Here is a 22,702-nt window from a genome sequence, read left to right as displayed (position 1 = left end):
GTCGGATCAGCGACCGGCTTCCTGATACGCCTTCACCGCGGCGTCCAGTTCCTCCAGCGCCTTGCCGAAGTCCTGGAAATTCCCGGACTTCATGGCATTTCGCACATTCTCGATCTTCTTGCTCAGCTCCGCTGCCGCGGCATCCTTGGCCCCGGACCCGGTCGCCGGTGGCAGCGTAGTGCCCTGTGTCGGCGGTGTCGTCCCCTGTGTCGGCGGCGTGGTGCCGTGGTCCGACGGCGGGGTGGTCCCCGGTTTCGGCCTGCTCGCCGGGTCACCGCCGAACGGCGTGGCCAGTGAACCAGTCCCCGGCAGCACCTGATTCAGCGCATCGGCCAGGGTGGAGGCGAAGCCGACCTTCACACTGCCTGCCACATCGCGGTAGCTCACCAGTACCCGCAGCAGCTGCGGGAAGGTGGAGCTGCCCGCTCCGGTATTTCGCTCGTTGTAGAACGGTTCCACATAAAGTATTCCGCCGTCGGCGATCGGCAATGTCAGCAGATTGCCATATCTGATCTTGTTCGAATTCGACAGCAGTGTTTTCTGACTGGAGACTTCGGGCGCCGTCGTCATACTGTTCTGCGTTTGCTGCGGACCCTGCGTCTGCGTATCGGTCGGCAATTGCAAGATCGTGAATTTGCCGTAGCCGTCCGGATCCGAGCGCACCGAGATGTACGCGGAAAGGAACTGCCGGTTGTAGCCGACCATGGCGCTGGTCAGATTGAATACCGGCTTATTGTTCGCCGACGCGTCACCGAGCAACACGTAATACGGCGGCTGATTGAAGGTGCCGCCCTCGGTGGTCGGATCGCTGGGCACCGACCAGAAAGCATTGTTGGTGAAGAACTCTCGCGGATTGTCCACGTGGTACTTGGTCAGCATTTCGCGCTGCACCTTGAACAGATCCTCGGGATAACGGAAGTGCGCGCGCAGTTCCGGTGAGATCTCGCTCTCCGGCTTGACCGCGCCCGGGAACACACCGCGCCAGGCCTTGAGCACCGGATCGGTGGAGTCCACCTCGTAGAGGGTCACCGTGCCGTCATAGGCGTCGACGGTGGCCTTCACCGAGTTGCGGATGTAGCTGACCTCCTTGCGTGGCAACAGCCGTCCGGTCTTCTTGTCGATGCTGTCCTCGACCGCGCCCTCCAACGAGGTGGTCTGCGCGTACGGGTAGTTGTCCAGCGTGGTGTACGCGTCCACGATCCACTGGATCCGGCCGTTGACGACCGCCGGATAGGCATTGCCGTCGGTGGTCAGCCAGGGCGCCACTTTCTGCACCCGCTCGCGCGGACTGCGATTGAAGATGATCTTGGAGTTGTCCCCGATGGCCGAGGAGAACAGCAGATTGCGCTCGGTGTACTTGGCCGCGAAGGCCAACCGGTTGAACCAGTTCCCGATCGAGACGCCACCCTTGCCGTTATAGGTGTATTGCGCTGTGTCGGAATCGTATTCGCGCGGCTGCTTACCGTTCACGGCACCGACGATCGCGTAGTCCGGATTGGACTGCGAGATCAGCTCGCCGTAGTAGACGCGCGGCTGGTCGACCTTGATCTGCTGCTGGTCGGTCGAGTTGAACAGGTCGCTGACCAGGAAGATGGGATAGCCACTGTCACTGCTGCCGCCGGTATTGGCATTGGGGTCCTCGTACTGCGGCCGGTTGACCCGATTGGCGGGTGCCGCGACGAAGCCGTTGCCGTGGGTGTAGACGGTGTGCTTGTTGATCCAATCCAGCTGGTTGCCGCTCAGCGCCGACGGGTGCAGTTCGCGGGCGGCCACGATGTAGTCCTGGGTATCGCCGTTGAGGGTGTAGCGGTCGATATCCAGCGACTCCGGGAAGCCGTAGAAGTTCTTCAGTTGCTTGAGCTGAGTGAAGGTGGGCGACAGGATATTCGGGTCGAGCAGACGGGCATTGCCGATCGTCGCCGCATCGACCGGAACTTCCAGCGGACTCTTCGAACTGTCGCCCTTGTAGTCCTTGTACTCGATCTTGTCCGAGGTGATGCCGAACGCCTGCCTGGTCGCGGCGATATTGCGCTCGATGTATTCACTCTCTTTGTCGGCGGCGTTCGGGCGCACCGAGAACTGCTCGACCACCAGCGGCCATACCGCGCCGACCAGGACGGAGGAGAGCACGAGCAGCGCGGCCGCCATCGCGGGCACCCGCAGATCGCGCAGCACGATACCGGCGAAGAAGGCGATCGCGCAGATCACCGCGATGGACAGCAGGATCAGCTTCGCGGGCAGCACCGCGTTGATATCGGTGTAGGAGCCACCGGTGAAGGTCGGCTCCTTACGACTGCTCGACAGCAGTTCGTAGCGGTCGAACCAGTAGGCAATCGCCTTGAGCAATACGAAGATTCCAGCGATCACCGCGAGCTGAATGCGCGCGGGCCTGGTCAGCGTGCCCTCGCGACCGGTCAGCCGCAGGCCACCGAAGACGTAGTGCGTCACCAGGCTGGCGAAGAATGCGATGACCACCGCAACGAACAGCCAATTCAGCACCATGCGGTAGAACGGCAGGTCGAAGGCGTAGAACCCGACGTCGAGACCGAACTGGGGATCCGTCTGGCCGAACGAACCGCCGTTGAGGAACAGCTGCACGGTGACCCAATTCGACTGCGCCACCAGTCCGGACAGCACGCCGAGCACCAGCGGGATACCGATACCGAACAGCTTGAGCCGACTCATCACGGTGGTGCGGTAGCGCGCGATCGGATCGTTCGGCCCGGCCACCGGTACGAATACCGGCCTGGTCCGGTAGGCCAGCAGCAACGCCAACCAGACGACCAGACCGACGAACAACGCGACGACGACGAACAACAGAATCCGCGTGCGCAATACGGTGAGATAGACGCTGCGGAAACCGACCTCACCGAACCACAACCAGTTCGTATAGGTGTCGGTCAGCCGCGGTCCCAGCAGCAGCAGGGCCGCCAGGATGATGGCCGCCACCAGCAGCACTCGGCTGCGTCGGGACAACGAAGGTAAGCCGGTGGGGGGCCGCATGCCCACGATGCCACTCTCCAAGGTCCGGCGGCACTCGCACCGATGTTCTCGGCCGTGACACCGCAGTCCAATGTTGCAGGTGGCCCAATGGACCGCCTCGCGGCCCACTCTACGGAATCGGGCGGTGACATTGGCAGCGCCTTCGGCGCTGCATGTTCACGGCTCGCTCGTAAGACTCGCTCCGTCGTGGTTGCGAGATCACGCCGCCCTCGATACATCCACATGGTTGCTGGTGCGAGGATGTCCAATGTGACCGCAGATCTGCACGCCGAACTAGTCCTCGCCCGTTCCGTCCGCGAAGTGGCGGAATTCGTGGATGCCGAGGGTTGGGGCAGACCGCCGCAGATGTTCGCGCTGGTGCCGACGGCCGATCTGGTCGCGGCCGAGCCCGGATTGCTCGACCAGCTCGACGAGGGCAGCGAGCTGACCGCCATTGCGCAGGAGTCGTTCCCGGAGGACATCACCGGCGGATCGATGGCGCTGGACGAATTCCTCGCGACCACCAGTTGGCCCGAGGCCGTCAGCGGCTGTCTGCTCGTCCAGGAAATCGTCGTGCTGCCGCCGGATGCCGAGAGCACCCTCGACGATGCGCTCACCCCGCTGCTGGCCGATCACGAGGCCGCCGATGCGGCCGCACGCGCCGCGGCCGAAACGCATCCGGGGCGGCGCACGGCCCGGCTGTTCGCCGCGGTGCTGCGCAGGGGCGCGGAATTGTGCCTGCTACAGGTCAAGCCCGAGGACGATCTCGACGACTTCGGCGATCTCGACCTGCGCACCTATCCGAATCTGGCGCCCAACCTCATCGAGGCACTGCACCACACGCTGGAGTGAGGCTCAGCCGCAGGAGACGGTGTCCCGCCCTGCGTTGAGGTCGTTGAGGGATTGCACTGCGCCGCTGAGGTTTTCGACCTTCACCAGGCGCAGGCCGTCCGGTGTGCGCTGCTTGGCCTCATTGCAGTTGGCGGCCGGAACCAGGAAGGTCTGCGCACCGGCATCGCGTGCGGCGATCATCTTGTACTGGATGCCGCCGATGGGGCCGACCTTGCCGTCCTGATCGATGGTTCCGGTTCCGGCGACGAACTTGCCGCCGTCGAGCTCGCCGGGCGTGAGCTTATCGATCAGCGCGAGGCTGAACATGAGGCCAGCCGACGGTCCACCGATATCGGCCAAATTGAACGAGACCTCCATCGGCGGGCGCGCACCCTCGGTCGGGGTCAGCCCCAGATACCCCTTGCCGGCATCGTCGGGCCGGGCGGCCAGAGTGATGGTCGCGGTGTGTTCGGCGTTCTCGCGCCGGTATGTCACGGTGATCTGACTGCCGGGCGCCTGCGAGGTCACCGCGGCGACGACATCCTTGGGCGCGGCCATGGGTGCGCCGTTGACGCTGACCAGTTCGTCCCCCGCCCGCAGCGTCTCCTTCGCCGGGCCGTCGTCGGCGACCTTGCGCACCAGCACCACCGTCGGCAGGTTCAGGAAGTGCAGCGCCGCCACCTCGGCATTGCCCTCGGAATCCTTGAAGTCCTGCTGATTGGACTTATCGATCTCCTCGCGCGGGACGCCGGGTGGGTATACCTCGGCACGCGGGACCAGTCCGTGCTGACCGCTGACCCAGAAACCGAACGCCTCGAAGATATTCAGCCCGTCGCGCACCGAGACCGTTGTCATATTCAGATGACCGGTCACCGGGTCCAATTCCGCGCCGCGGACGTCGACGACCTGCTTGCCATCGACCGAGCCGAGGGTATTGAACGTGGGTCCCGGCCCGAGTGCGACGAACGGCACAGTGAGCACGCTGCCCACTACACCGAGGACGAGCACCGGGATCAGGGCAGCCACGAGGGTCAGGATCCGACGATTCACCTGGACCACAGTAATGATCGCCGCCGCGCCAAGTCGTGCGAGGCGCATATTTACCGGCGTGCGCGCGGGCGGAGATTTCGCGCCGCGCGAACATCGACCCCCTACACCACACGCGTAATGTTTGGAGTATGAGTGACCTCCCCTTCGGATTCTCGAACCGCGATGACGACGACCGCAAGCGCGGAGACGAGCCGAGCGGTGCCGGGGCGAACGATCCGTTCGGCTTCGGCGGGGCAGGTGCGGGCGGTTTCGACCCGGCCCAGCTAGGACAGATGCTCACCTCGCTGGGCCAGATGCTCAGTGGGATGGGTCAGCCCGGTTCGGCGCAGGCCGGCCCGGTCAACTACGACGTGGCGAAGCGGTTGGCCCGCCAGCAGCTCGGCACGAGCGTGCCGCCGGTCTCCGAAAGTACGGTCAAGGCCGTGAACGATGCCGCGCACCTGGCCGAACTGTGGCTGGACGGCGCGACCACACTGCCCGCGGGCGCCACTAGAACCGCAGCCTGGACCGCCAACGATTGGATCGAGGAGACCCTGCCGACCTGGAAGCGGCTGTGTGATCCGGTGGCCGAACAGATCTCCGGCATGTGGACCTCACAGTTGCCGGAGGAGGCGCGCGAGTTCGCCGGTCCGATGGTGGGCATGCTCGGGCAGATGGGCGGACTCGCCTTCGGCTCGCAGCTCGGGCAGGCGCTCGGCCAACTCGCCAAGGAGGTGCTTACCTCCACCGATATCGGGCTGCCGCTCGGCCCGACCGGCACCGCGGCACTGCTGCCCGCCGCCATCTCGGAGTTCAGCGCCGGACTCGAGCAGCCGGAAAGCGAGATCCTGGTTTTTCTCGCGGCCCGCGAGGCCGCCCATCAGCGCCTGTTCGGCCATGTGCCGTGGCTGCGTCAGCAGGTGCTCGGCGCGGTCGAGGACTACGCGCGCGGCATCAAGATGGACTTCTCCGCACTGGAGTCGGCGGCCCAGAATATCGACCCGATGTCGCTGACCGATCCCTCGAAACTCGAGGAGATCCTGTCCCAGGGCGCGTTCGAACCACAGACCACCCCGGAACAGAAGCTGGCCCTGGAGCGGCTGGAGACACTGCTCGCCCTGATCGAGGGCTGGGTGCAGGTCGTCGTCACCGAGGCGATCGGTGATCGCCTGCCTGGCGCGGGTGCTCTCGCCGAAACCCTGATCCGCCGCCGCGCCACCGGCGGACCGGCCGAGCAGACCTTCGCGACCCTGGTCGGACTCGAATTGCGGCCGCGCAAATTGCGCGAGGCCGCGGCGCTGTGGCGGCGGCTCACCGCCGATGCGGGTATCGACGCGCGAGACGCGATCTGGGCACATCCGGATCTGCTGCCGGATTCCAATGATCTGGACTCCCCCGCGGGCTTCATCGATTCGGTGATCGGCGGCGGTGTGGACGCCTTCGACGATCCGCTGGCCCAACTGGCCGAAACCGAGGCACGCGAACGGGCCGAACGTGAGGCCGCGCAGGGCGACGGTGCATCCGGCCCGGACCTCGGCAAGGACACCGACGCGTCCTGAGACGTGTCCTGTTGATAAGGCGCGAATCCCTGTGGATTACTACAGGATTCGCGCGCGTTCGCTGATGACCCGAACCGCATACTGCTGCCATGACGACGAGGCGGATGTGCGGGCCGATGCTGGCGCCGCGGGTGACGGTATTGGTGCGGTCGTCCGGGGTCGTGCAGCTGGGGTGGGATCCGGAGCGGGCGTTGCTCCTCGATCGGACCGCGTTGGACACCGATACCGTGCTGGCATTCCTACGGCTGCTGGACGGCATGCACAGTCGCCCGCAGATCATCTGGCGGGCCGAGGAAGGTGGCATCGACCCGGACAGCGCGGCCGAACTGCTGGATCGCATCGATGCCGCTGGCCTGCTATTGCATCCGGATCCGCGGCTGGGGCGGCTGCGTTCGGTGCGGGTGCACGGGCTCGGGCCGCTCTCGGATGCGGTGGCGACGGGGTTGCGTCGGTTCGGACTGCGGCCGATCCGCTCGCGGGGGTACTGCCCCGACGGTTCGGTGCTGGATTGGCAGGGTGAGCTCGTGGTGCTGGCCGATGCGCTCGTCATCGAACCGCGCCTGGCCAATGAGCTGGTGCTGCATGGGATTCCGCATCTGCAGGTCCGCATTCGCGATGGCAAGGGCGTGGTGGGTCCGCTGGTCTTTCCCGGCCTGACGAGCTGCCTGCGCTGCCTCGATCTGACCCGCTGCGAATACGACCCGGAGTGGCCACAGCTGGCGAGCCAATTGCTCGGTCGGGTCGGCCACGCCTCACCGGCCGGGATCCTGGCGACGGCGGCTTTGCTGCTCGGCGAACTCGAGGCGATCATGCACTGTTCCCCCGAACGTCAGCTCGACACCATGAACACCACGATCGAACTCGAACTCGATACGCACCGGATTTCGCGCCGGGAGTGGCCGCAGCACAACGGCTGCGGATGCCGCCGAATTTTCGCCGGTAGCACACGATGAGAGTGTCGATTCTTACAGTCCGCCAGGCGAAGACATCAAGATTGGCGTGGCGATCGCGCGGGTCCGTCCGCCATGATGGGTACGTGTCTGAGATCGTGCGCCGTCGCTCGTCCCGCAATGCCAAGTTAGCCAAGATTCCGCTGGGTATCGCCGGACGAGCCGCCGTCGGGTTCGGTAAGAAGCTCGCCGGTGGCGATAAGGGGGAGATCAACGCCCAGCTGAACCAGAAGGCCGCCGAGCAGTTGTTCACCGTGCTCGGTGAGCTCAAGGGCGGCGCGATGAAGTTCGGCCAAGCGCTGAGCGTCATGGAGGCCGCGGTTCCCGAGGAGTTCGGCGAGCACTATCGCGAGGCACTCACCAAACTGCAGGCCGCAGCGCCGCCCATGCCCGCCGAGACCGTCCACCGGGTCCTGGACCAACAGCTCGGCACACAGTGGCGGCACCGCTTTCATTCCTTCGACGACACCCCCGCCGCATCGGCGAGCATCGGCCAGGTACACCGGGCCGTGTGGGCAGACGGCCGGGCCGTCGCGGTGAAAGTGCAGTACCCGGGCGCCGACGAGGCACTGCGCGCCGACCTCAAGACACTGTCGCGGATGTCCGGTCTGATCACCTCGGTGATTCCGGGCGCGGATGTGAAGCCGCTGCTCGCCGAGATCACCGAGCGCACCGAGGAGGAACTCGACTACCGCAATGAGGCCGCCAACCAGCGCACCTTCGCCAAGGCCTTCGACGGACATCCCGAGATCGTGGTGCCGAAGGTGGTGGCCAGCGCGCCGAAGGTGATCGTTACCGAATGGCTGGACGGCATCCCGGTCTCACAGATCATCAAACAGGGGGCCGAGGATCCGGAGGGCACGCGTGCGCTGCGCAATCGAGTCGCCGGGCTGATGGGCAAATTCCACTTCTCCTCGCCGGAGACCGTCGGTCTGCTGCATGCCGATCCACATCCCGGCAACTTCATGATGCTGCCCGACGGCAAACTGGCCGTCATCGATTTCGGCGCCTGCGCGCCGATGCCGGATGGTTTCCCGGAGGTCCTGGGCCGGATGCTGGCGCTCGAGCTGGAAGAACGCTTCGATGAGCTGATCGAGCTCATGTACGACCACGGCTGGGTGATTCCGGGCCGCACCATTACCGATGAGGAAATCGCCGACTACCTGCGGCCGTTCACCGACCCGATCCAGACCGATTCGTTCCATTTCACCCGCAAGTGGATGCAGCGGGTGGCGGGTAAGGCCTCCGATATCGGCAGTCCGAATATGAAGACCGCGCGGGCACTGCAACTGCCCGCGCAGTACGTGATGATCTTCCGCGTACTCGGTGGTTCGGTCGGCATCCTGGCCCAGCTCGATGCCGAACTGCCGTTCATGCAACTGGTGCGGGCCTGGATGCCCGGCTTCCAGCAGGAGCGCTCCGCGAGCTGAACGAAGTCGAAAGCGACTGGCCGAGAACGCAAACGAGCCGCCCACCGGATCTCACGGTGAGCGGCTTGTTTGCTTTCTCGTTCCTGGGCCCTGTGCCGATCGGTTTCGGGCCGATCGGATTCGACCGAATCCGAACCGACCGGACAGGCGGCCTCAGCGACCGGAGGGAGGGACATCACGGACCTCATGCCGAGATCGCGACCTTGCGCGGGCGACCACGCGGGCGCTTGCGGGCGATCACGACACCCTGGTCGAAGATCTCACCGCCCCAGACACCCCACGGCTCGCGCCGATCCATGGCCGCGGTCAGGCAGACCTTTTGGATGGGGCAAGACGCGCACAGCGCCTTGGCCTGCTCCAACTGGACCGGGCTCTCGGCGAACCACAGATCGGGATCTCCGGCTCGACAAGGCAGGACCTTTGTGACCTCCCGGGGGCGGGTGGGCCGTGCCACGGTTCGGCATGTCACGTCAGTAGCGGCTTGTGGCCTCTCTGCGGTGAACACGTCGTTCTCCTTCAGCTCGTTTGCAGCGGTACGTTCGTTCGTTCCGCGAAACCGAGGCCGATGGTGGCTGAAGGGCCGGTAAAAAAAATACTGGCCACGGTTTCGCTTCGGCGATCCGTGGCCAGGAGGTCGGGGAGTGTTCCCTACCTAGTTCGACATCTCTGTCGAATCCTGATCACGGTCGCTGGGTGTGCGGTGCGGCGGAGGCGTGCTGCCCGCAGATCTGCCGGTGCATATCCGGCCTCAACTGCGAAGGCGCCGGCTTCTGCCGTGGTGGCAAAGGCCGGGTGCCAACCCGCGCTGGGCTTGTCCTGAATGACGACGCACATCGGGGAATGCATGCTCATGGCTTTGCCGTGATCCCCGCGTACGTCGACACCGGACAGACCGATCCCCGGCAAAGCGACTGCTTGCAGGTCGCGCAAACGGGCACTGCTCGTGAGGATCCCCCGGGAGGCCGACATAACGGGTGCAGCATTCACCGCAACGCCATTGGCGTTGAAGTTCGTATTGCCATTCATTGGTCTGCCTCCCTCCTGTACTCGTGTCGGTAACTCTGCGCGCCGAGATGCCCTCCCGGTGCGTGACTCCCACCATATGTGTTGCCACGCATCGCGACAACCTATTTTCTACCTGCGGTTTTGTGGGCTTGACCGCAGCCGTGACGCCACTATCGACAACACCTCGGCCCCGTATTGCTCGAGCTTCTTCGCCCCGATTCCGGGAATCGCGGCGAGTGCGTTGTCGTCGGTGGGCAGTTGCTCGGCAATCGCGGTGAGTGTGGTGTCGGTGAAGATCACGAACTCGCGCACCCGCAGATCCTGCGCTTTCTCCTCGCGCCACGCCTGTAGCGCCGCGAGTAGCTCGGCATCGAGTTCGGCCGGGCAGCGACGGCACCGGCCGAGCATGGTGGCGTAGGTGCCGATCAAGGGTTTAGCACATACCCGGCAGGTCGGCCGGACACCATTCGAGGCGCTATCGGCAACCGGCGCGGCGATTCGCGAGGCCGGCGAGTCGTCGGGTACCAGACCGTTGAGGAATCGGGAGCGGCGCCGCGTGCGCCTGCTGCCCTCGCCGCGGGAGAGCGCCCACGACAGTTGCAGATATTCGCGCGCCCTGGTCACGCCGACGTAGAGCAGTCGCCGTTCCTCTTCGAGCGCGGCTTGATCGGCGACCGAACCGTCGGCGCCGAGCACATGCGCGATCGGCAGTGTGCCGTCGGCGATACCGACGAGGAATACCGCATCCCACTCCAGGCCCTTCGCCGCGTGCAACGACGCGAGGGTTACGCCCTGGACGGTTGGTGGGTGCCTGGCCTCGGCGCGCGCGGCCAACTCGCGCAGCAGGCCGATGAGGTCGAGTGCGTCATCGTGGTCGACCAACTCTTCGGTCAGCCGCACCAGCGCCATCAGCGATTCCCAGCGCTCGCGGGCCTGGGCGCCCGCGGGCTCGGTTGCCGTGAGACCGACCGGCGCGAGTGCGGCGCGCACCAAGGTAACCAAGGCCTTACCGCTGCGGGACTGGTCGGGCAGATCCTCGCGAGCGGCCACCTGACGCAATGCAGATATGGCTTGCCTGACCTCACTTCGTGCGAAGAACCCCTCGCCACCGCGGACCTGGTAGGGAATGCCGAGTTCGGTCAGTGCCTGTTCATAGGCCTCGGACTGCGCGTTGATCCGATAGAGCACGGCGATCTCGGCGGCCGGTGTGCCCGCGCCGATCAGTTTCTTGATCGACCGCGCGACCGCATCGGCCTCGGCCGGACCGTCGTCGAATTCGGCGAAAACCGGATCCGGGCCGTCGCCGCGCTGGCCGACCAGTTGCAGCCGGGTGCCCGCGATGCGCCCGCGGGCGGCGCCGATCACCCGGTTGGCCAGGGAGACCACCTGCGGTGTCGAGCGGTAGTCGCGTTCCAGCCGGACCACCGTGGCCTCCGGAAAGCGGCGGGAGAAGTCGAGCAGATAGCTCGGGGTGGCACCGGTGAACGAGTAGATCGTCTGGTTCGCGTCGCCGACCACGGTCAGATCGTCGCGGTCACCCAGCCAGGCGTCGAGCACCCGCTGCTGCAATGGCGTGACGTCCTGATATTCGTCGACCACGAAACTGCGGTAGCGCCCGCGGAATTCGTCGGCCACCGACGGATAGTCCTCCAATGCGGCGGCCGTGTGCAGCAGTAGGTCATCGAAGTCGAGCAGCAGACCGTCCGGTGTGGCCTTCAACTTCTCGTAGCCGCTGTATGCCGCCGCGACCCGCATCGGGTCATAGGGCGGCTCGCGCCGGTGTTCGGCCACGGCCGCCGGATAGTCCTCCGGCGCGATGAGAGTGGCCTTCGCCCATTCGATTTCGGTGAGCAGATCGCGCACGGCCTCGGTATGCGAGGACAGTCCGGCCTGATGCGCGGCCTGGGCCACGACCGGGAATTTGCGATCGAGCAACTGCCACGGCACATCGCCGACGATCTGCGGCCAGAAGTACTTGAGTTGGCGCAGCGCGGCCGCGTGGAAGGTGCGGGCCTGCACCTGATTGGCCGCGCCACCGAGTCCGAGTGCACGCAGGCGGCTGCGCATCTCCCCCGCCGCGCGCGCGGTGAACGTCACCGCGAGCACCTGGTCGGCCTTGACATGTCCGGCGGAAACCAAGTGCGCGATCCGATGGGTGATGGTCCTGGTTTTGCCGGTACCGGCACCGGCGAGCACACAGACCGGCCCCCGGGGCGCGCGGACGGCCGCGGCTTGTTCGGGGTCCAGCCCGCCGTTCGAAGCCTCGGCCAACTCCGGGTGGGTGGGCTCGCGCGTACTGGTTGCCGACACGACACACATCATGGCAGTGCGCGCCGACAAGTCGCACCGCAAGGGATCCGGTCCGGATCGCATTCCGCGTTGTGCAGGCGCGCCTCGAGTTCGATGGAACAGGATCGGGCCGTCAAATGTTGAACGGTCCGTGACTGATGTGACCCCCGCCTTGACGATGTACTCGACCACCTGGTGCGGCTACTGCCGACGGCTGAAGAAGCAGTTGGACGAGTCCGGCATCAGCTATGTCGAGATCGATATCGAAGACGATCCCGCATCGGCCGAGTTCGTCGGCAGTGTGAACGGCGGCAACCATGTGGTGCCGACGGTGAAGTTCGCGGATGGGTCCACGGCGACGAATCCGTCGCTGGCCGCGGTCAAGCAGACGTTGGCCGCGTTGGCCTGATCAGGCCCCGATCCGACCGTGCGGACCGATCGGCCCGCACGGAACTGCTGCGTGTCTTCGATCAGAGCGCGGCCCAGGACTCCACGATGGTGCGCGCGATGGAGATCGAACCCGGCAGCAAGAGGCGCGCGCCCTGGTTCTGCGCGGACCAGTCACCCACGGCGAGAGCTTCGCGCACCTCGGCCCGCGTGAACCAGTAGGCCTCGGCGATCTCGCCATCGGAAAAGGTCAGCGGCTGCTCGGGATCCGCGATGGCGGCGAAGCCGAGCATGAGCGAGCGCGGGAACGGCCACGGCTGGCTGCCCAGGTAGGTGATGTCGCGCACATCGAGGCCGACCTCCTCGCGCATTTCGCGCTCGACGCACCGCTCCAGCGACTCCCCCGCCTCCACGAATCCGGCGAGCAGCGAGAACAGCGTCTTCGGCCAGGTGTGCTGGCGGGCCAGCAGGACCCGGTCACCGCCGTCGTGGAGCAGGCAGATGACGGCCGGATCGATCCGCGGGAACTCTTCGTGGCCGTTCTCGGTGACCCGCGACCAACCGCCCTTGGTCGCGGCGGACGCGGTGCCGTCGGCGGCATTGAATCCGGCCTTGTCATGCCAGTTCAGCAGGGCCATCGCGGAGGTGAGCAGCTCGGCGGTGAGATCGTCGAGACCGCCCGCCATGGCGCGCAGATCCGTCAGCGCGCCCTGCAGATCGATATCGCGTACGGCCCACACATGTCTGCCGCCGTGGATGCCGAGGAATGCCGCGGCCGGGCTCGGCTCGGCGGACAGCTCGGTCGCCGGTTCCAGCACCAGCGCACCGTCTTCGAAGCGGAACTGCCCGCGCTTATTGATCCGGAGCAACTCGGCCTCGGCCCAGCCCTCCTTCAGCGCCTGTTCGTCGGCCCGGATCTCCTCGGCCCGGTCGAGCACTGAACGCGAAAGCAATGGAACACCATTGAGCTGAAATCCAGAGGCCACGGTTCGAGACTATCGCGGCGGCATTACCGGCGTGCGTGCCGGATATAGAGCAGCTTGTCGGTCGCTTCCAGCGCGTCCACCTCGGCCTCACCCACCCGGATCAGCTCACCGCCGCGCACCACACCGAGCACGATATCGCCGAGATGGCGCGGCGAGCCGCCCACCTCGGACGGCTCCACATCGCGTTCGGCGACCGCGAAGCCCTCCTCGGGAGTCAGCAGATCCTCGATCATCTCCACCACGGTCGGCGTGGTGGTGGCGATGCCGAGCAGCCGACCCGCGGTCTCGGAGGAGACGACCACCGAATCCGCGCCGGATTGGCGCAGCAGGTGGGTGTTCTCGGCCTCACGGATCGCGACCACGATCTTGGCGCTCTTGTTGAGTTCGCGCGCCGTAAGACTCACCAGGACCGCGGTGTCGTCCCGATTGGCAGCGACTACCACCGACGCGGCCCGCTGCACACCGGCCAGCCGGAGCACATCGGACTGGGTGGCCGAACCGTGCACCGTCACCAAGCCCACATTCGCCGCCGCCTCCAAGGCGAGCGCATCGGTATCGACCACGACGATGTCGGCGGGCTGTACGCCGTCGCCGAGCATGGCATCGATCGCGGTCCGGCCCTTCGTCCCGTATCCGACGACCACGGTGTGATTACGCACGCTGCGCCTCCAACGCTGAATCTTGAATGCCTGCCGTGAGCGCTCGGTGAGCACGCCGATGGTGGTACCGACGAGCACGATGAGGAAAAGCACGCGTAGCGGGGTGATGATGACGATATTGGCCAGCCTGGCCTCGGGGGACACCGGCGCGATATCGCCATAGCCGGTGGTGGACAGCGATACCGTCGCGTAGTAGAAGGCGTCGAGGAACGATAGCTCGTCACCGGAATTGTCGTGGTATCCATCGCGTCCGAAGTACACCACCAGCGCCGCAGTGAACAGCAGCCCGATCGCGAAGAGCACCCGGCGGACCAGCGAAGCACCTGGGCTGGTCTGGATTTCGGGAATGCGCAGCACCCCGACCAACGCGAAATCCGGCCGACTGGACAGTCCGACACTGCGTGCGCGATCACCGAACACCGGACGCGCCCGCCCCTGTGCTCGCCGATCCCACGGTGTCGACCATCTCCGGCGTTGCTTGTCCCTCCGGCACGCACGGCAGCCTACCGGGTCCCCGATCCGACGCTTGGCCCCGACGCGAAGGTTTGGTGAATGTCTGGATCATTCCAGGGGCGTCGGTGCCGCATTGCGGATCAGCTCGGCCAGTTCGTCCGGGCCGGGTAGTTCGGCGGGCGCGATGGTGCGCCCGGTACGCACGTAATGGAATGCGGCGCCGATGCGTTCGAGCATTTCCGCCTCGGTGCCATGGTCGCGCGCCGCCATCAACCTGGCCCAGGCCAGTCGATAGACGGCCAGCTGCATGGCGACCGCGGGCTCGTCGGCGGGCGTGGGTTCGGCGCCGGTTTTCCAGTCGACCACGATCCAACTGCCGCCGGGCTCGGCGAAGACCGCGTCCATCCGGCCGCGGATCACCGTGCCGGCGATCGAGGTTTCGAAGGGGATCTCCACCTCGAGCGGACTGCGGTGGGCCCATGGTGAATTGAGGAAGGACTCCTGCATGGTGACCAGCTCGGTGTCCAGGCCCGCGTCGGCGGCAGAGCTGTCGGCCGCGCCGGGAAGTTCGTCGAAGCCGAGCAGACGGTCGGCGGCGAACCAGCGCTGCACCCAGGCGTGGAAGGCGGTGCCGCGGCGGGCCAGTGGATTCGGCGGGAAGGGCAGCGGGCGGCGCAGGCGGGCGGCGAGTTGGGCAGGGTCGGCGCGCATTTCGACCAGGGCGGTCGCGGCGATCTGGCCGGGGAGTTCGACTTCCTGGGCGATGGCCTGATCGGCCTCGAATTCGGCGAGGAGGGCGTCGACATCGGCGGCCCAGCCGTCGGTGTCGTCGGGATCGAGGGCGGAATGGTTATGGGGCGGTGCGGGTTCGGAGGTCGATGGGGCGGATTCGTCCGGGGGCGGTTCGAAGTCGTCGAAAGGCGGCTCGAAGTCGCCGCGGGGCGACGCGGAATCGTCAGGATGCGGATCGAGCCCGCGTGACGGCCGCGAAAAGTCGTCCCGGTCCGGTGGATCCGGCACGCTCGCGCGCGGTTCGTAGAAATCCTCGAAGGGTTCGGGCGCATCGGGAAGGGGGATGTCCGCATACGGGTCGGCAGCGAGCGCAGTCGGATCGTCGGCCCACGCGGCCGGTGTTCTCGGGTCGGCAAAGTTGTCGGTGGCAGGGTCTACAGTCGGTGTCATGTCGATGTCATGGGGCGCGCGGTCCGCGAAATCGACTGGAGTAGTTGCTTTGTCGTGGGTTGCGCGTTGGGGCGCGCGGTTCATCGCGGTGGCGCCTGCGGAAGGGTGTGCGAGTTCGGCGAGGGCGGCGCGGACGAGGGACGCACCCTGTTCGATCGGGTCGCGGCGGTTGCCGAGGGGGTCGCGGGGCCATTCGGCGGTTGCGGGATTATCGGTGAAGGGATTGACGGCATCGACGTCGGGGGCATCGTCCCAGCGGTCGATGGTGAGCGCACCGTTGGCCGGGCTGTCCGGGGCCTCGCTGGCGTGCTCGAGTTCCAGCAGGAAATCCGACGGTCCCTTTGGGGTGGTGCCGGTTTCGGCCCAGTGGTGCGCGGAGACGAACAGGACGCGTTCGGTTCTGGTGAGCGCGACGTAGAAAAGGCGGCGATCTTCGTCGATGCGACGGCGGTCCAGGGATTCCTTGTGGGACTTGATCGCTCGTTCCAGGTCGGCGCGGTCGTAGAGGTCGGACAGGTCGAGTACGGGGACGCCCTCGGCAGCATCGTCCTGTCTGCGGTCACCGCGCAAGGAGGTGGGAAGTTCGGCGAGTGCGCCGAGCCAGGTACCAGAGGCCGCGCCGGAGGGGAAGACGCCGCGGGTCACGTGCGGTACCGCGACGATCTCCCACTCCAGCCCCTTGGCCGCGTGCACGGTCAGCACCTGGACCCGGTCCCGTGCGACCTCGACTTCGCCCGGTTCCAAGCCGTTTTCGACGGATTCTGCGGCGGCGAGGAAGGCGAGCAGACCGCCGAGCGAGGCACCGGAATCGCTGGCATAGCCCGCGACCACTTCGGCGAAGGCATCCAGATGTTCACGTCCGGCACCGGCGCCGAGCATGGCGCGGCGGGCCTGGGTTTCCACACCGACGCCGATGGTGCGCTCCACATCCGCCACCAGTTCGGCCAGTGGTTGACCGCTGCGCTCACGCAATGCGGCGAGTTCCCGACCCAATGCGACGATGCGTTCGAATCCGGACTCCGAATACTGTTCCGGCGGACCGGGGTCGGCGATCGCGTCGGCCAGCCCCGCCTGTTCGGCCGGTTCGGGTGCCACCTCGCGCAGCGCCTCGGCCAGCGCGGCCGAATCGGTGATTTCATCGACTTCATGGCCGTGCAGACGGCTGATCGACAGATCCCTGGCGCGGCGGGCCAGCGCGGCGAGGTCCGTGACGCCGATGCGCCAGCGGGCGCCGGTGAGTATCCGCATGGCGGCGCTGCCCGCGCCGGGTTCGGCGATGAGCCGCAGCGTCGCCACGATATCGGCGACCTCCGGGGTGGCGAGCAGACCGCCGAGGCCGACGATTTCCACCGGAAGTCCTCGTTCGCGTAAGGCTTCCGCGAGTGGGGCGGCATCGGCATTGCGTCGCACCAGCACGGCCGAGGTGGGTGGCGGCTCCCCCGCTTCGCGTTTGGTCACCCATTCCGCCGCTATCCGGCCCGCCACCCAATCCCGTTCCTCGGCAACCGTTTCAGCGAGTGCCAGCGCGACAAGACCGGATGCGGCGTCAGGTTTCGCGCGCAGTGCGTCGACGGTTACGCCGCCGCTGTCGATGGCATTGCGACGCAACGGTTCGGCGACCAGATTCGCCAGGGCCAGCGCCTCCGGCGGGTTCCGCCAGCTGGTCAGCAGTGGCAGGATCGGCGCGGGAATGCCTGGGGCGCTGGGGAAATCGGTGGCGAACCTGGGCAGGTTGGCGGCGGACGCACCGCGCCAGCCATAAATCGACTGCATCGGATCGCCGACCGCGGTCACCGCCAGCCGCTGTGCGCCACGACCGGTTGCCGTTTGCTCGGCATCCGACCGACGCCCGCGCGTCGCATCGCCGTCGCCGCGGCGAACGTCGAAGTCGGCGGACAAACCGCCGAAAAGCGCGGCGAGCAGGATGCGTTGGGCGTGTCCGGTGTCCTGATATTCGTCGAGCAGGACCAGTCGGAAGCGCGCCCGTTCGGCGGCGGCGACCTCGGCATGTTCGGCGGCGAGACGGGCGGCCAGGGACATCTGGGCGCCGAAATCCAAGGCGCCACGCCGGCGTAAGGCCTCGGCGAGCTGTTTGACCAGTGGCAGCAGGGCGACACGTTCGCGCTGCACCTGGACAACGTTCTGCAGGGCCTGGCTCGGCCCACCGCGTTGGCGTGGGCCCGCGGGCAGGGTGTGGACCAGTTTTTCGAGTTCGGTGTGGGCCTCGGCGAGTTGTTCGGGTTCCACCAGGTGTTCGGCGAGTTGTCCGGACAGCGCGAGGACCGCCTCGGTCACCGACACCGGGGTGCGATCGGTGTCGAGATCGCCGTCCCAGTTGCGGACCACCTGGTGGGCGAGCTGCCAGAGCTGGGTTTCGGTCAGCAGTGTCGCGGCTGGCTCCACCGGCAGCAGCAGGCCGTGCTGGGTGAGCAGCCGACCCGCGTACGAATGGTAGGTGCTGATCTCGGGTTCGGCGCCGGAAAGCTGAGCGCGCAGCTCACCGCCGGTGTCGAGGTCACGCAGCAGCGGTGAACCGGCGAGCCGGGCCAGTCGGGTGCGGATGCGGGAGGTCAACTGCTGGGCGGCTTTTCGGGTGAAGGTCAGGCCGAGTACCTCATCGGGCAGGATGAGACGATTCGCGACCATCCACACCACGCGGGCGGCCATGGTCTCGGTTTTGCCCGCGCCCGCACCGGCCACGACCAGGGTCGGCCCTGGTGGGGCCGCGATTACCGCGGCCTGCTCCGCGGTGGGTGGTGGGAGGCCGAGCGCCTCCGCGAGCCGGTTCGGCGATACGGTGCCGCTCATTCGTCGGTCACCTGCCTTCCGGTGTCCTGGACGGGGCAGCTGCCCGCGACCGCACAGTGCCGGCAGCCATCGTTGCGCATGGCGAGGTAACTCGGGCCCTGGGTGGCGGCCGCGGCATCATGAATCGTGCCACGCCATTTATCGAGTGCGTCGGCATCGAGCGGAGGTTGCATGCGCTGTGTGGCGCCCTCCTTGCTGCTCGGCTTGGCGACGTAGACCAGTCGCGCACCGCCGGGCTCGCCGGTGCTGCTGTGGGGTTCGCCAGCAGCGCCGGACGCGCTGGTGTACCGGTCCGTTTCGCCTGCGGCAGGGGCGGATTCATCCTGCGCACGGCCGGATTCGGAGGTGGACTCGCCGATGGTGGCGTCGAGTGCGCCGGCTGCCGCGGCAACCTGGTACGTCGCGAGCTGGGCGTGGTCGGCCGCGGCCTGCTTGGTGACCGGCGATTTCCCGGTCTTCACGTCGACAATGACGAACCGGCCGAAGGCATCGCGCTCGAGTCGGTCGACCCGGCCGCGAATCCGCACGGCGCGTTCGTCTTCCGTGCGCGGTGGCAATACGCAGTCGACCGGGACCTCCACACCGGCCTGGGTCAATTCACCGCGGGTATTGCGCACCCAGGCCATGAAGGTCTCCAGCATGGCCTCGGTGCGGCGCAGTTCCTGCCGGGAATGCCAGCCGCTGCCGGGGTCGATGGCCTGCCACGCCTGGTCCAGCGCGGCGCGGACCTGCGATTGCGGTACCTTGCCCGCCAGGGCCTGCACGAGCGTGTGCACCAGATTGCCCTTGACGGCGTGTGGGTTGTCGCCGTCGGTGCCGCCGTGTCGTTCCAGTGCCCAGCGCAACGGGCAGGTGCGCAGTAGCTCGACGGTGGAGGGAGACAGGGCAACCGCGCTGTCGTCGTCATCCCAGAGCGACCGTGCGGAGCTGAGATCGGCTGTGCCATACCACTGGTCGGGATGCGTACCAGGCACCCCGGCGTGGGCCAACCGGGCGAGTTGGTGGGCGGCGCGACGTCGGCGCTCCGGTTCGGCCTCGGAATCGCAGACCACACCACGCAATTCGGCCACCAGCGCATGCATGACAAGGGCGCGGCCAGGGTCGGCGACCGGGAGCGCGCCGGGTTCGCTGTCGTCGTCGTGGCCGAGGAGTTCGGCCAGGAACCGCGAGGGTACGAGATCGCGTTCGCCCGATACCGATTCCACGGCGGTGACCAGCAGCGAGCGCCGGGCCCGGCTGCACGCGACCAGCAGCAGTCTGCGCTCCTCGGCCATGATCGGGGCCGCCCGGCTGACCACCTCGCCCGCGTCGACGATGCCCGCGGTGAGATCGACCAGATCCTCGGTCTGCAGCAGGGTGCCGCGCGGGCGCGGATTCGGCCAAATGCCTTCCTGCACAGCGGCAACCGCGACCACATCCCACTCCCGACCTGCCGATGCGTGCGCGCTGAGCAGCGCGACCGCCTCCCCCGCCGCGGTCAGTGGTCTGGTGTCCTGCGGAATCTCCTGCTGCACAAGGAATTCGATGAAGCCCTCGATGCTCGCGCGCGGCAGCCGATCCACATAGGCGGCCGCGGCATCGAACAATCCGACGGCGGCATCGAGATCGCGATCGGCCTGCATACCCGCCGCCCCACCGCGTTCGGACTGCGCCACCCATCGACGTTCCAGCCGCGACCCGGTCCACAGCGCCCACAACACATCCTCGAGACCGGCGCCGCGCCGCCTAGTCTTGCCAGCCCGGTCGAGCGCGTCGAACACCCGCTTCAGCGGTGCCGCCTCCACATCGGTCAGCCGCTCCATGATTCGACGATCGGCACGGCCGACCAGTAAGTCACACAGCACCTCGGCCGAGGATTTGTCGGCATAGGCGCGCCATTGGGAACGGCTGTCGTCCGGTTCGGGCGTCGACGAACCCCCTTCCGGATCGGCACTGCTCCGCTCGGCAGCAGCCGCACCGCCTTGATCGGCTCGCAGCGAGTTCGGCTCAACCTCGCCCGGGTCCCGCTCGCCGCCATCCGCACTGCGCCGGGCCTGGTCGGCGTCCCGCTCCGAGGCATTTGCGGCCCGTTCGGCCTGGCCTGTGCCTCCTTCCGCGTCACCGGTGCCTCGCTCGGAGTCGTAGTCCGCGCCCCGCTCAATCGCGGCCGGTGTGTCCTCCGCTGCGGCCAGCTGTGCGGCGTCTGTGTGTTGCGGGTGTTCGGAGGCCGGCTCGGCGTCGTCGACGTCCGATTCGGAATGGTCGCGCTGCCATTCCATATCTCGGCTACTGAACTCCGGCTCGATGCCATACCAGTCGGCATCGTCGGTGCTCCGTTCGACGTGGCCGATATTCCGTTCGGCCGTCGTCACATTCCGTTCGGAGCTGTCCACCCCTGGTCCGAAGCCTTCCTCATCCGGCGCGAACTCCTCCTCATCCGGTGGGAAATCCTCGGCGCGCCAATCGGGTTCAGCGCTGGACGCGGAACCCGTACGCGCCTGTGCGGCCTTGATTTCGCTGCGCGCGGATTCCAGCACGCTGCGGCGAATACCGCGACGCAACCGGCGCAGCGTGATCTGATCCGCGCCACCCAGTGGGCCCGCCAGCAGATCCAATGCGTCCTCGGCCGAGAACATCGCCTCCGCCGAACGCCGTCGCCCACGCCGCTGCGCATCCTGCGCGAGCACCGCGCGCAGGGCGAGCAGCATCCAGGCCGCGCCGCGCCGCCGCGCCAATGGCGCATCGAGCGCGGGCTGCTGCACCGGCACGCCGGCCGCCAAGAGGGCGCGGCGCAGTGGAGCCAGCGACAGCGGCACCGAGCGGACGATCACCGCCATCCGCGACCACGGCACACCATCGGTGAGGTGGGCGCGGCGCAAATGGTCGGCGATCTGGGCCGCCTCCTTCGCCGGAGTGGCCAGCACCCGCACCCGCACCTCGGTGTGGTCATCCTTCGGTGCCACCGTGTGATCGGGTGCCGGAAAACGTTGAGGTGCGCTGCCCGGCAACTTGGCCGCGATCCGCGCGACGGCCAGTTCCACCGCACCGCCGGATCGATGGTTGTCCCGCAGGATGATTCGCTGTCCATCCGGGGCGGCCAGGTCCGCGACAAAGCGCGAATCCGCACCGCGAAAGGCGAATACGCCCTGATCCGGATCACCCGCGACCACCGCGGTATGCGCGGCCGTACCCATCACCCGCACCAGCAGCGCGGCCTGCGGATCCAGATGCTGGGCATCGTCGACCAGCAGATATCGGATCCGGTTCCGTTCCGCCGCAAGCAGATCGGCATCACCGGCCAGCGCGTCCAGCGCGGCTCCGACGAGTTCGGCCGCATCCAGCGCGGGCGCGGTCGCCTCGGGCGCCTCCACCCCGACCGACCAGCGCAGCAGCATCGACTGCTCGTAGCGAACCGCGAATTTGCCCGCCGCCACCCAAACCGGTCGACCGTGCTCACGGCCGAGGCGCACCAGATCCTCGGGTCCCAGCCCGCGTTCGGTGGCCCGCAGCATGAGATCGCGCAACTGCTCGGCGAATCCGCCGAGGCCGAGCGCGGGTTGCAGTCGTTCCGGCCACAGGCCACTCGCCCCGGCCGCGATATCGATCAGGTCACCACGCAACATTTCGCGCAGCACGGCATCCTGCTCGGCACCGGTCAGCAAACGTGGCGGCGGATTGCCGTGCGCGCTCGCATGTCTGCGCAATACCGAGAACGCGTAGGAATGCAGGGTGCGCACCAGCGGTTCCCTGGTGGCGCCGGGCACCCCGCCTTCGGCGGAATCGGGAGCGGTGAGCCGGGCGGTAATGGCGTCCCGGACCGTGCTCGCCGCCTGCTTCGAATGGGTCAGTACCAGTACCGATTCCGGGTCGGCCCCGGCGGCGATGCGTTCGGCGGCCAGCTCGATCAGCAGCGCGGTCTTGCCGGTGCCCGGTCCGCCGAGCACCTGCCAGGGCCGCCAGTCCGGCCGAATCGGACCGACCGCGGCCGCGGCATCGAACAGCGCGCGAACATCGGCCCCCCAGGTCCGAGCCGGGGGTGCCGCCACGTTCCGGCGAACAAGTCGCACCGCGCTATCCGATCGCACCACGCGGGCTATTGCAACAGACACCTCCGACACGCCACGCGGGCGATTCACCGATCGGTGAGGTGCGACACACGCCTCGATCTGCGCC

Annotated in this window: 13 protein-coding genes; 5 read left to right on the top strand and 8 right to left on the bottom strand. The window is 67.2% G+C overall.

All coding sequences use genetic code 11. From position 1 onward, the window contains the following. Positions 1–6: 6 nt before the first annotated feature. Positions 7–3,009, bottom strand: coding sequence for a UPF0182 family protein (locus AB0L58_RS36355; RefSeq protein WP_364394519.1), 3,003 nt, complete (start codon positions 3,007–3,009; stop codon positions 7–9). A gap of 234 nt (positions 3,010–3,243) precedes the next feature. Between AB0L58_RS36355 and AB0L58_RS36350 the strand changes: the two genes are divergently transcribed. Continuing rightward, a complete protein-coding gene (locus AB0L58_RS36350; protein WP_364394517.1) occupies positions 3,244–3,834 on the top strand; it encodes a PPA1309 family protein in 591 nt (196 codons plus the stop codon). A gap of 3 nt (positions 3,835–3,837) precedes the next feature. Here the strand turns inward: AB0L58_RS36350 and AB0L58_RS36345 are convergent, their stop codons facing one another. Continuing rightward, complete coding sequence (locus AB0L58_RS36345; RefSeq protein WP_364394515.1) at positions 3,838–4,863, bottom strand: PDZ domain-containing protein; 1,026 nt, start codon at positions 4,861–4,863, stop codon at positions 3,838–3,840. A 128-nt stretch (positions 4,864–4,991) separates the two neighbouring features. Between AB0L58_RS36345 and AB0L58_RS36340 the strand changes: the two genes are divergently transcribed. The 3 genes from AB0L58_RS36340 to AB0L58_RS36330 all read left to right on the top strand — a co-directional run bounded on the left by AB0L58_RS36340 (position 4,992) and on the right by AB0L58_RS36330 (position 8,781). Continuing rightward, positions 4,992–6,401 (top strand): zinc-dependent metalloprotease, encoded by a 1,410-nt coding sequence (locus AB0L58_RS36340; RefSeq protein ID WP_364394513.1) that lies wholly within the window; start codon positions 4,992–4,994, stop codon positions 6,399–6,401. 89 nt (positions 6,402–6,490) lie between these two features. Then, complete coding sequence (locus AB0L58_RS36335; protein ID WP_364394511.1) at positions 6,491–7,354, top strand: hypothetical protein; 864 nt, start codon at positions 6,491–6,493, stop codon at positions 7,352–7,354. Between the two features lie 83 nt (positions 7,355–7,437). Further along, the gene (locus AB0L58_RS36330) at positions 7,438–8,781 is read left to right on the top strand and encodes an AarF/UbiB family protein (RefSeq protein ID WP_364394509.1); all 1,344 of its coding nucleotides are present in this window, start codon (positions 7,438–7,440) and stop codon (positions 8,779–8,781) included. 184 nt (positions 8,782–8,965) lie between these two features. On the opposite strand, the gene AB0L58_RS36325 is transcribed toward AB0L58_RS36330, so the two are convergent. Continuing rightward, complete coding sequence (locus AB0L58_RS36325) at positions 8,966–9,250, bottom strand: WhiB family transcriptional regulator (protein WP_364394539.1); 285 nt, start codon at positions 9,248–9,250, stop codon at positions 8,966–8,968. A gap of 665 nt (positions 9,251–9,915) precedes the next feature. Continuing rightward, the gene (locus AB0L58_RS36320) at positions 9,916–12,105 is read right to left on the bottom strand and encodes an ATP-dependent DNA helicase UvrD2 (protein ID WP_364394537.1); all 2,190 of its coding nucleotides are present in this window, start codon (positions 12,103–12,105) and stop codon (positions 9,916–9,918) included. Between the two features lie 148 nt (positions 12,106–12,253). Between AB0L58_RS36320 and AB0L58_RS36315 the strand changes: the two genes are divergently transcribed. Continuing rightward, on the top strand, positions 12,254–12,484 hold the full coding sequence (locus AB0L58_RS36315) for a mycoredoxin (protein WP_364394535.1): 231 nt from the start codon (positions 12,254–12,256) through the stop codon (positions 12,482–12,484). Between the two features lie 61 nt (positions 12,485–12,545). Here the strand turns inward: AB0L58_RS36315 and nudC are convergent, their stop codons facing one another. The 4 genes from nudC to AB0L58_RS36295 form a co-directional block, all read right to left on the bottom strand. Beyond that, on the bottom strand, positions 12,546–13,448 hold the full coding sequence (gene nudC, locus AB0L58_RS36310) for an NAD(+) diphosphatase (RefSeq protein ID WP_364394507.1): 903 nt from the start codon (positions 13,446–13,448) through the stop codon (positions 12,546–12,548). A 23-nt stretch (positions 13,449–13,471) separates the two neighbouring features. Continuing rightward, the gene (locus AB0L58_RS36305; protein WP_364394505.1) at positions 13,472–14,527 is read right to left on the bottom strand and encodes a potassium channel family protein; all 1,056 of its coding nucleotides are present in this window, start codon (positions 14,525–14,527) and stop codon (positions 13,472–13,474) included. Between the two features lie 141 nt (positions 14,528–14,668). Continuing rightward, entirely contained in the window at positions 14,669–18,550 is a 3,882-nt protein-coding gene (locus AB0L58_RS36300) for an ATP-dependent DNA helicase (RefSeq protein ID WP_364394503.1), read from the bottom strand. After that, positions 18,547–22,596, bottom strand: coding sequence for a PD-(D/E)XK nuclease family protein (locus AB0L58_RS36295; protein ID WP_364394501.1), 4,050 nt, complete (start codon positions 22,594–22,596; stop codon positions 18,547–18,549). The genes AB0L58_RS36300 and AB0L58_RS36295 overlap by 4 nt, the downstream gene beginning before the upstream one ends. Positions 22,597–22,702: the final 106 nt, after the last annotated feature.

It is taken from the genome of Nocardia sp. NPDC052112 (assembly GCF_040680135.1).
Lineage (GTDB): Bacteria > Actinomycetota > Actinomycetes > Mycobacteriales > Mycobacteriaceae > Nocardia.
Note: the sequence above shows the minus strand (reverse complement) of the source record. Positions and strands in the feature narration are given on the sequence as shown.

Bases quoted from the DNA above. Each gene is read 5' to 3' on its own strand.
- AB0L58_RS36350 (WP_364394517.1), top strand. From the start codon at position 3,244: ATGTCCAATGTGACCGCAGATCTGCACGCCGAACTAGTCCTCGCCCGT.
- AB0L58_RS36340 (WP_364394513.1), top strand. From the start codon at position 4,992: ATGAGTGACCTCCCCTTCGGATTCTCGAACCGCGATGACGACGACCGC.
- AB0L58_RS36335 (WP_364394511.1), top strand. From the start codon at position 6,491: ATGACGACGAGGCGGATGTGCGGGCCGATGCTGGCGCCGCGGGTGACG.
- AB0L58_RS36320 (WP_364394537.1), bottom strand. From the start codon at position 12,105: ATGTGTGTCGTGTCGGCAACCAGTACGCGCGAGCCCACCCACCCGGAG.
- AB0L58_RS36315 (WP_364394535.1), top strand. From the start codon at position 12,254: ATGTACTCGACCACCTGGTGCGGCTACTGCCGACGGCTGAAGAAGCAG.
- AB0L58_RS36300 (WP_364394503.1), bottom strand. From the start codon at position 18,550: ATGAGCGGCACCGTATCGCCGAACCGGCTCGCGGAGGCGCTCGGCCTC.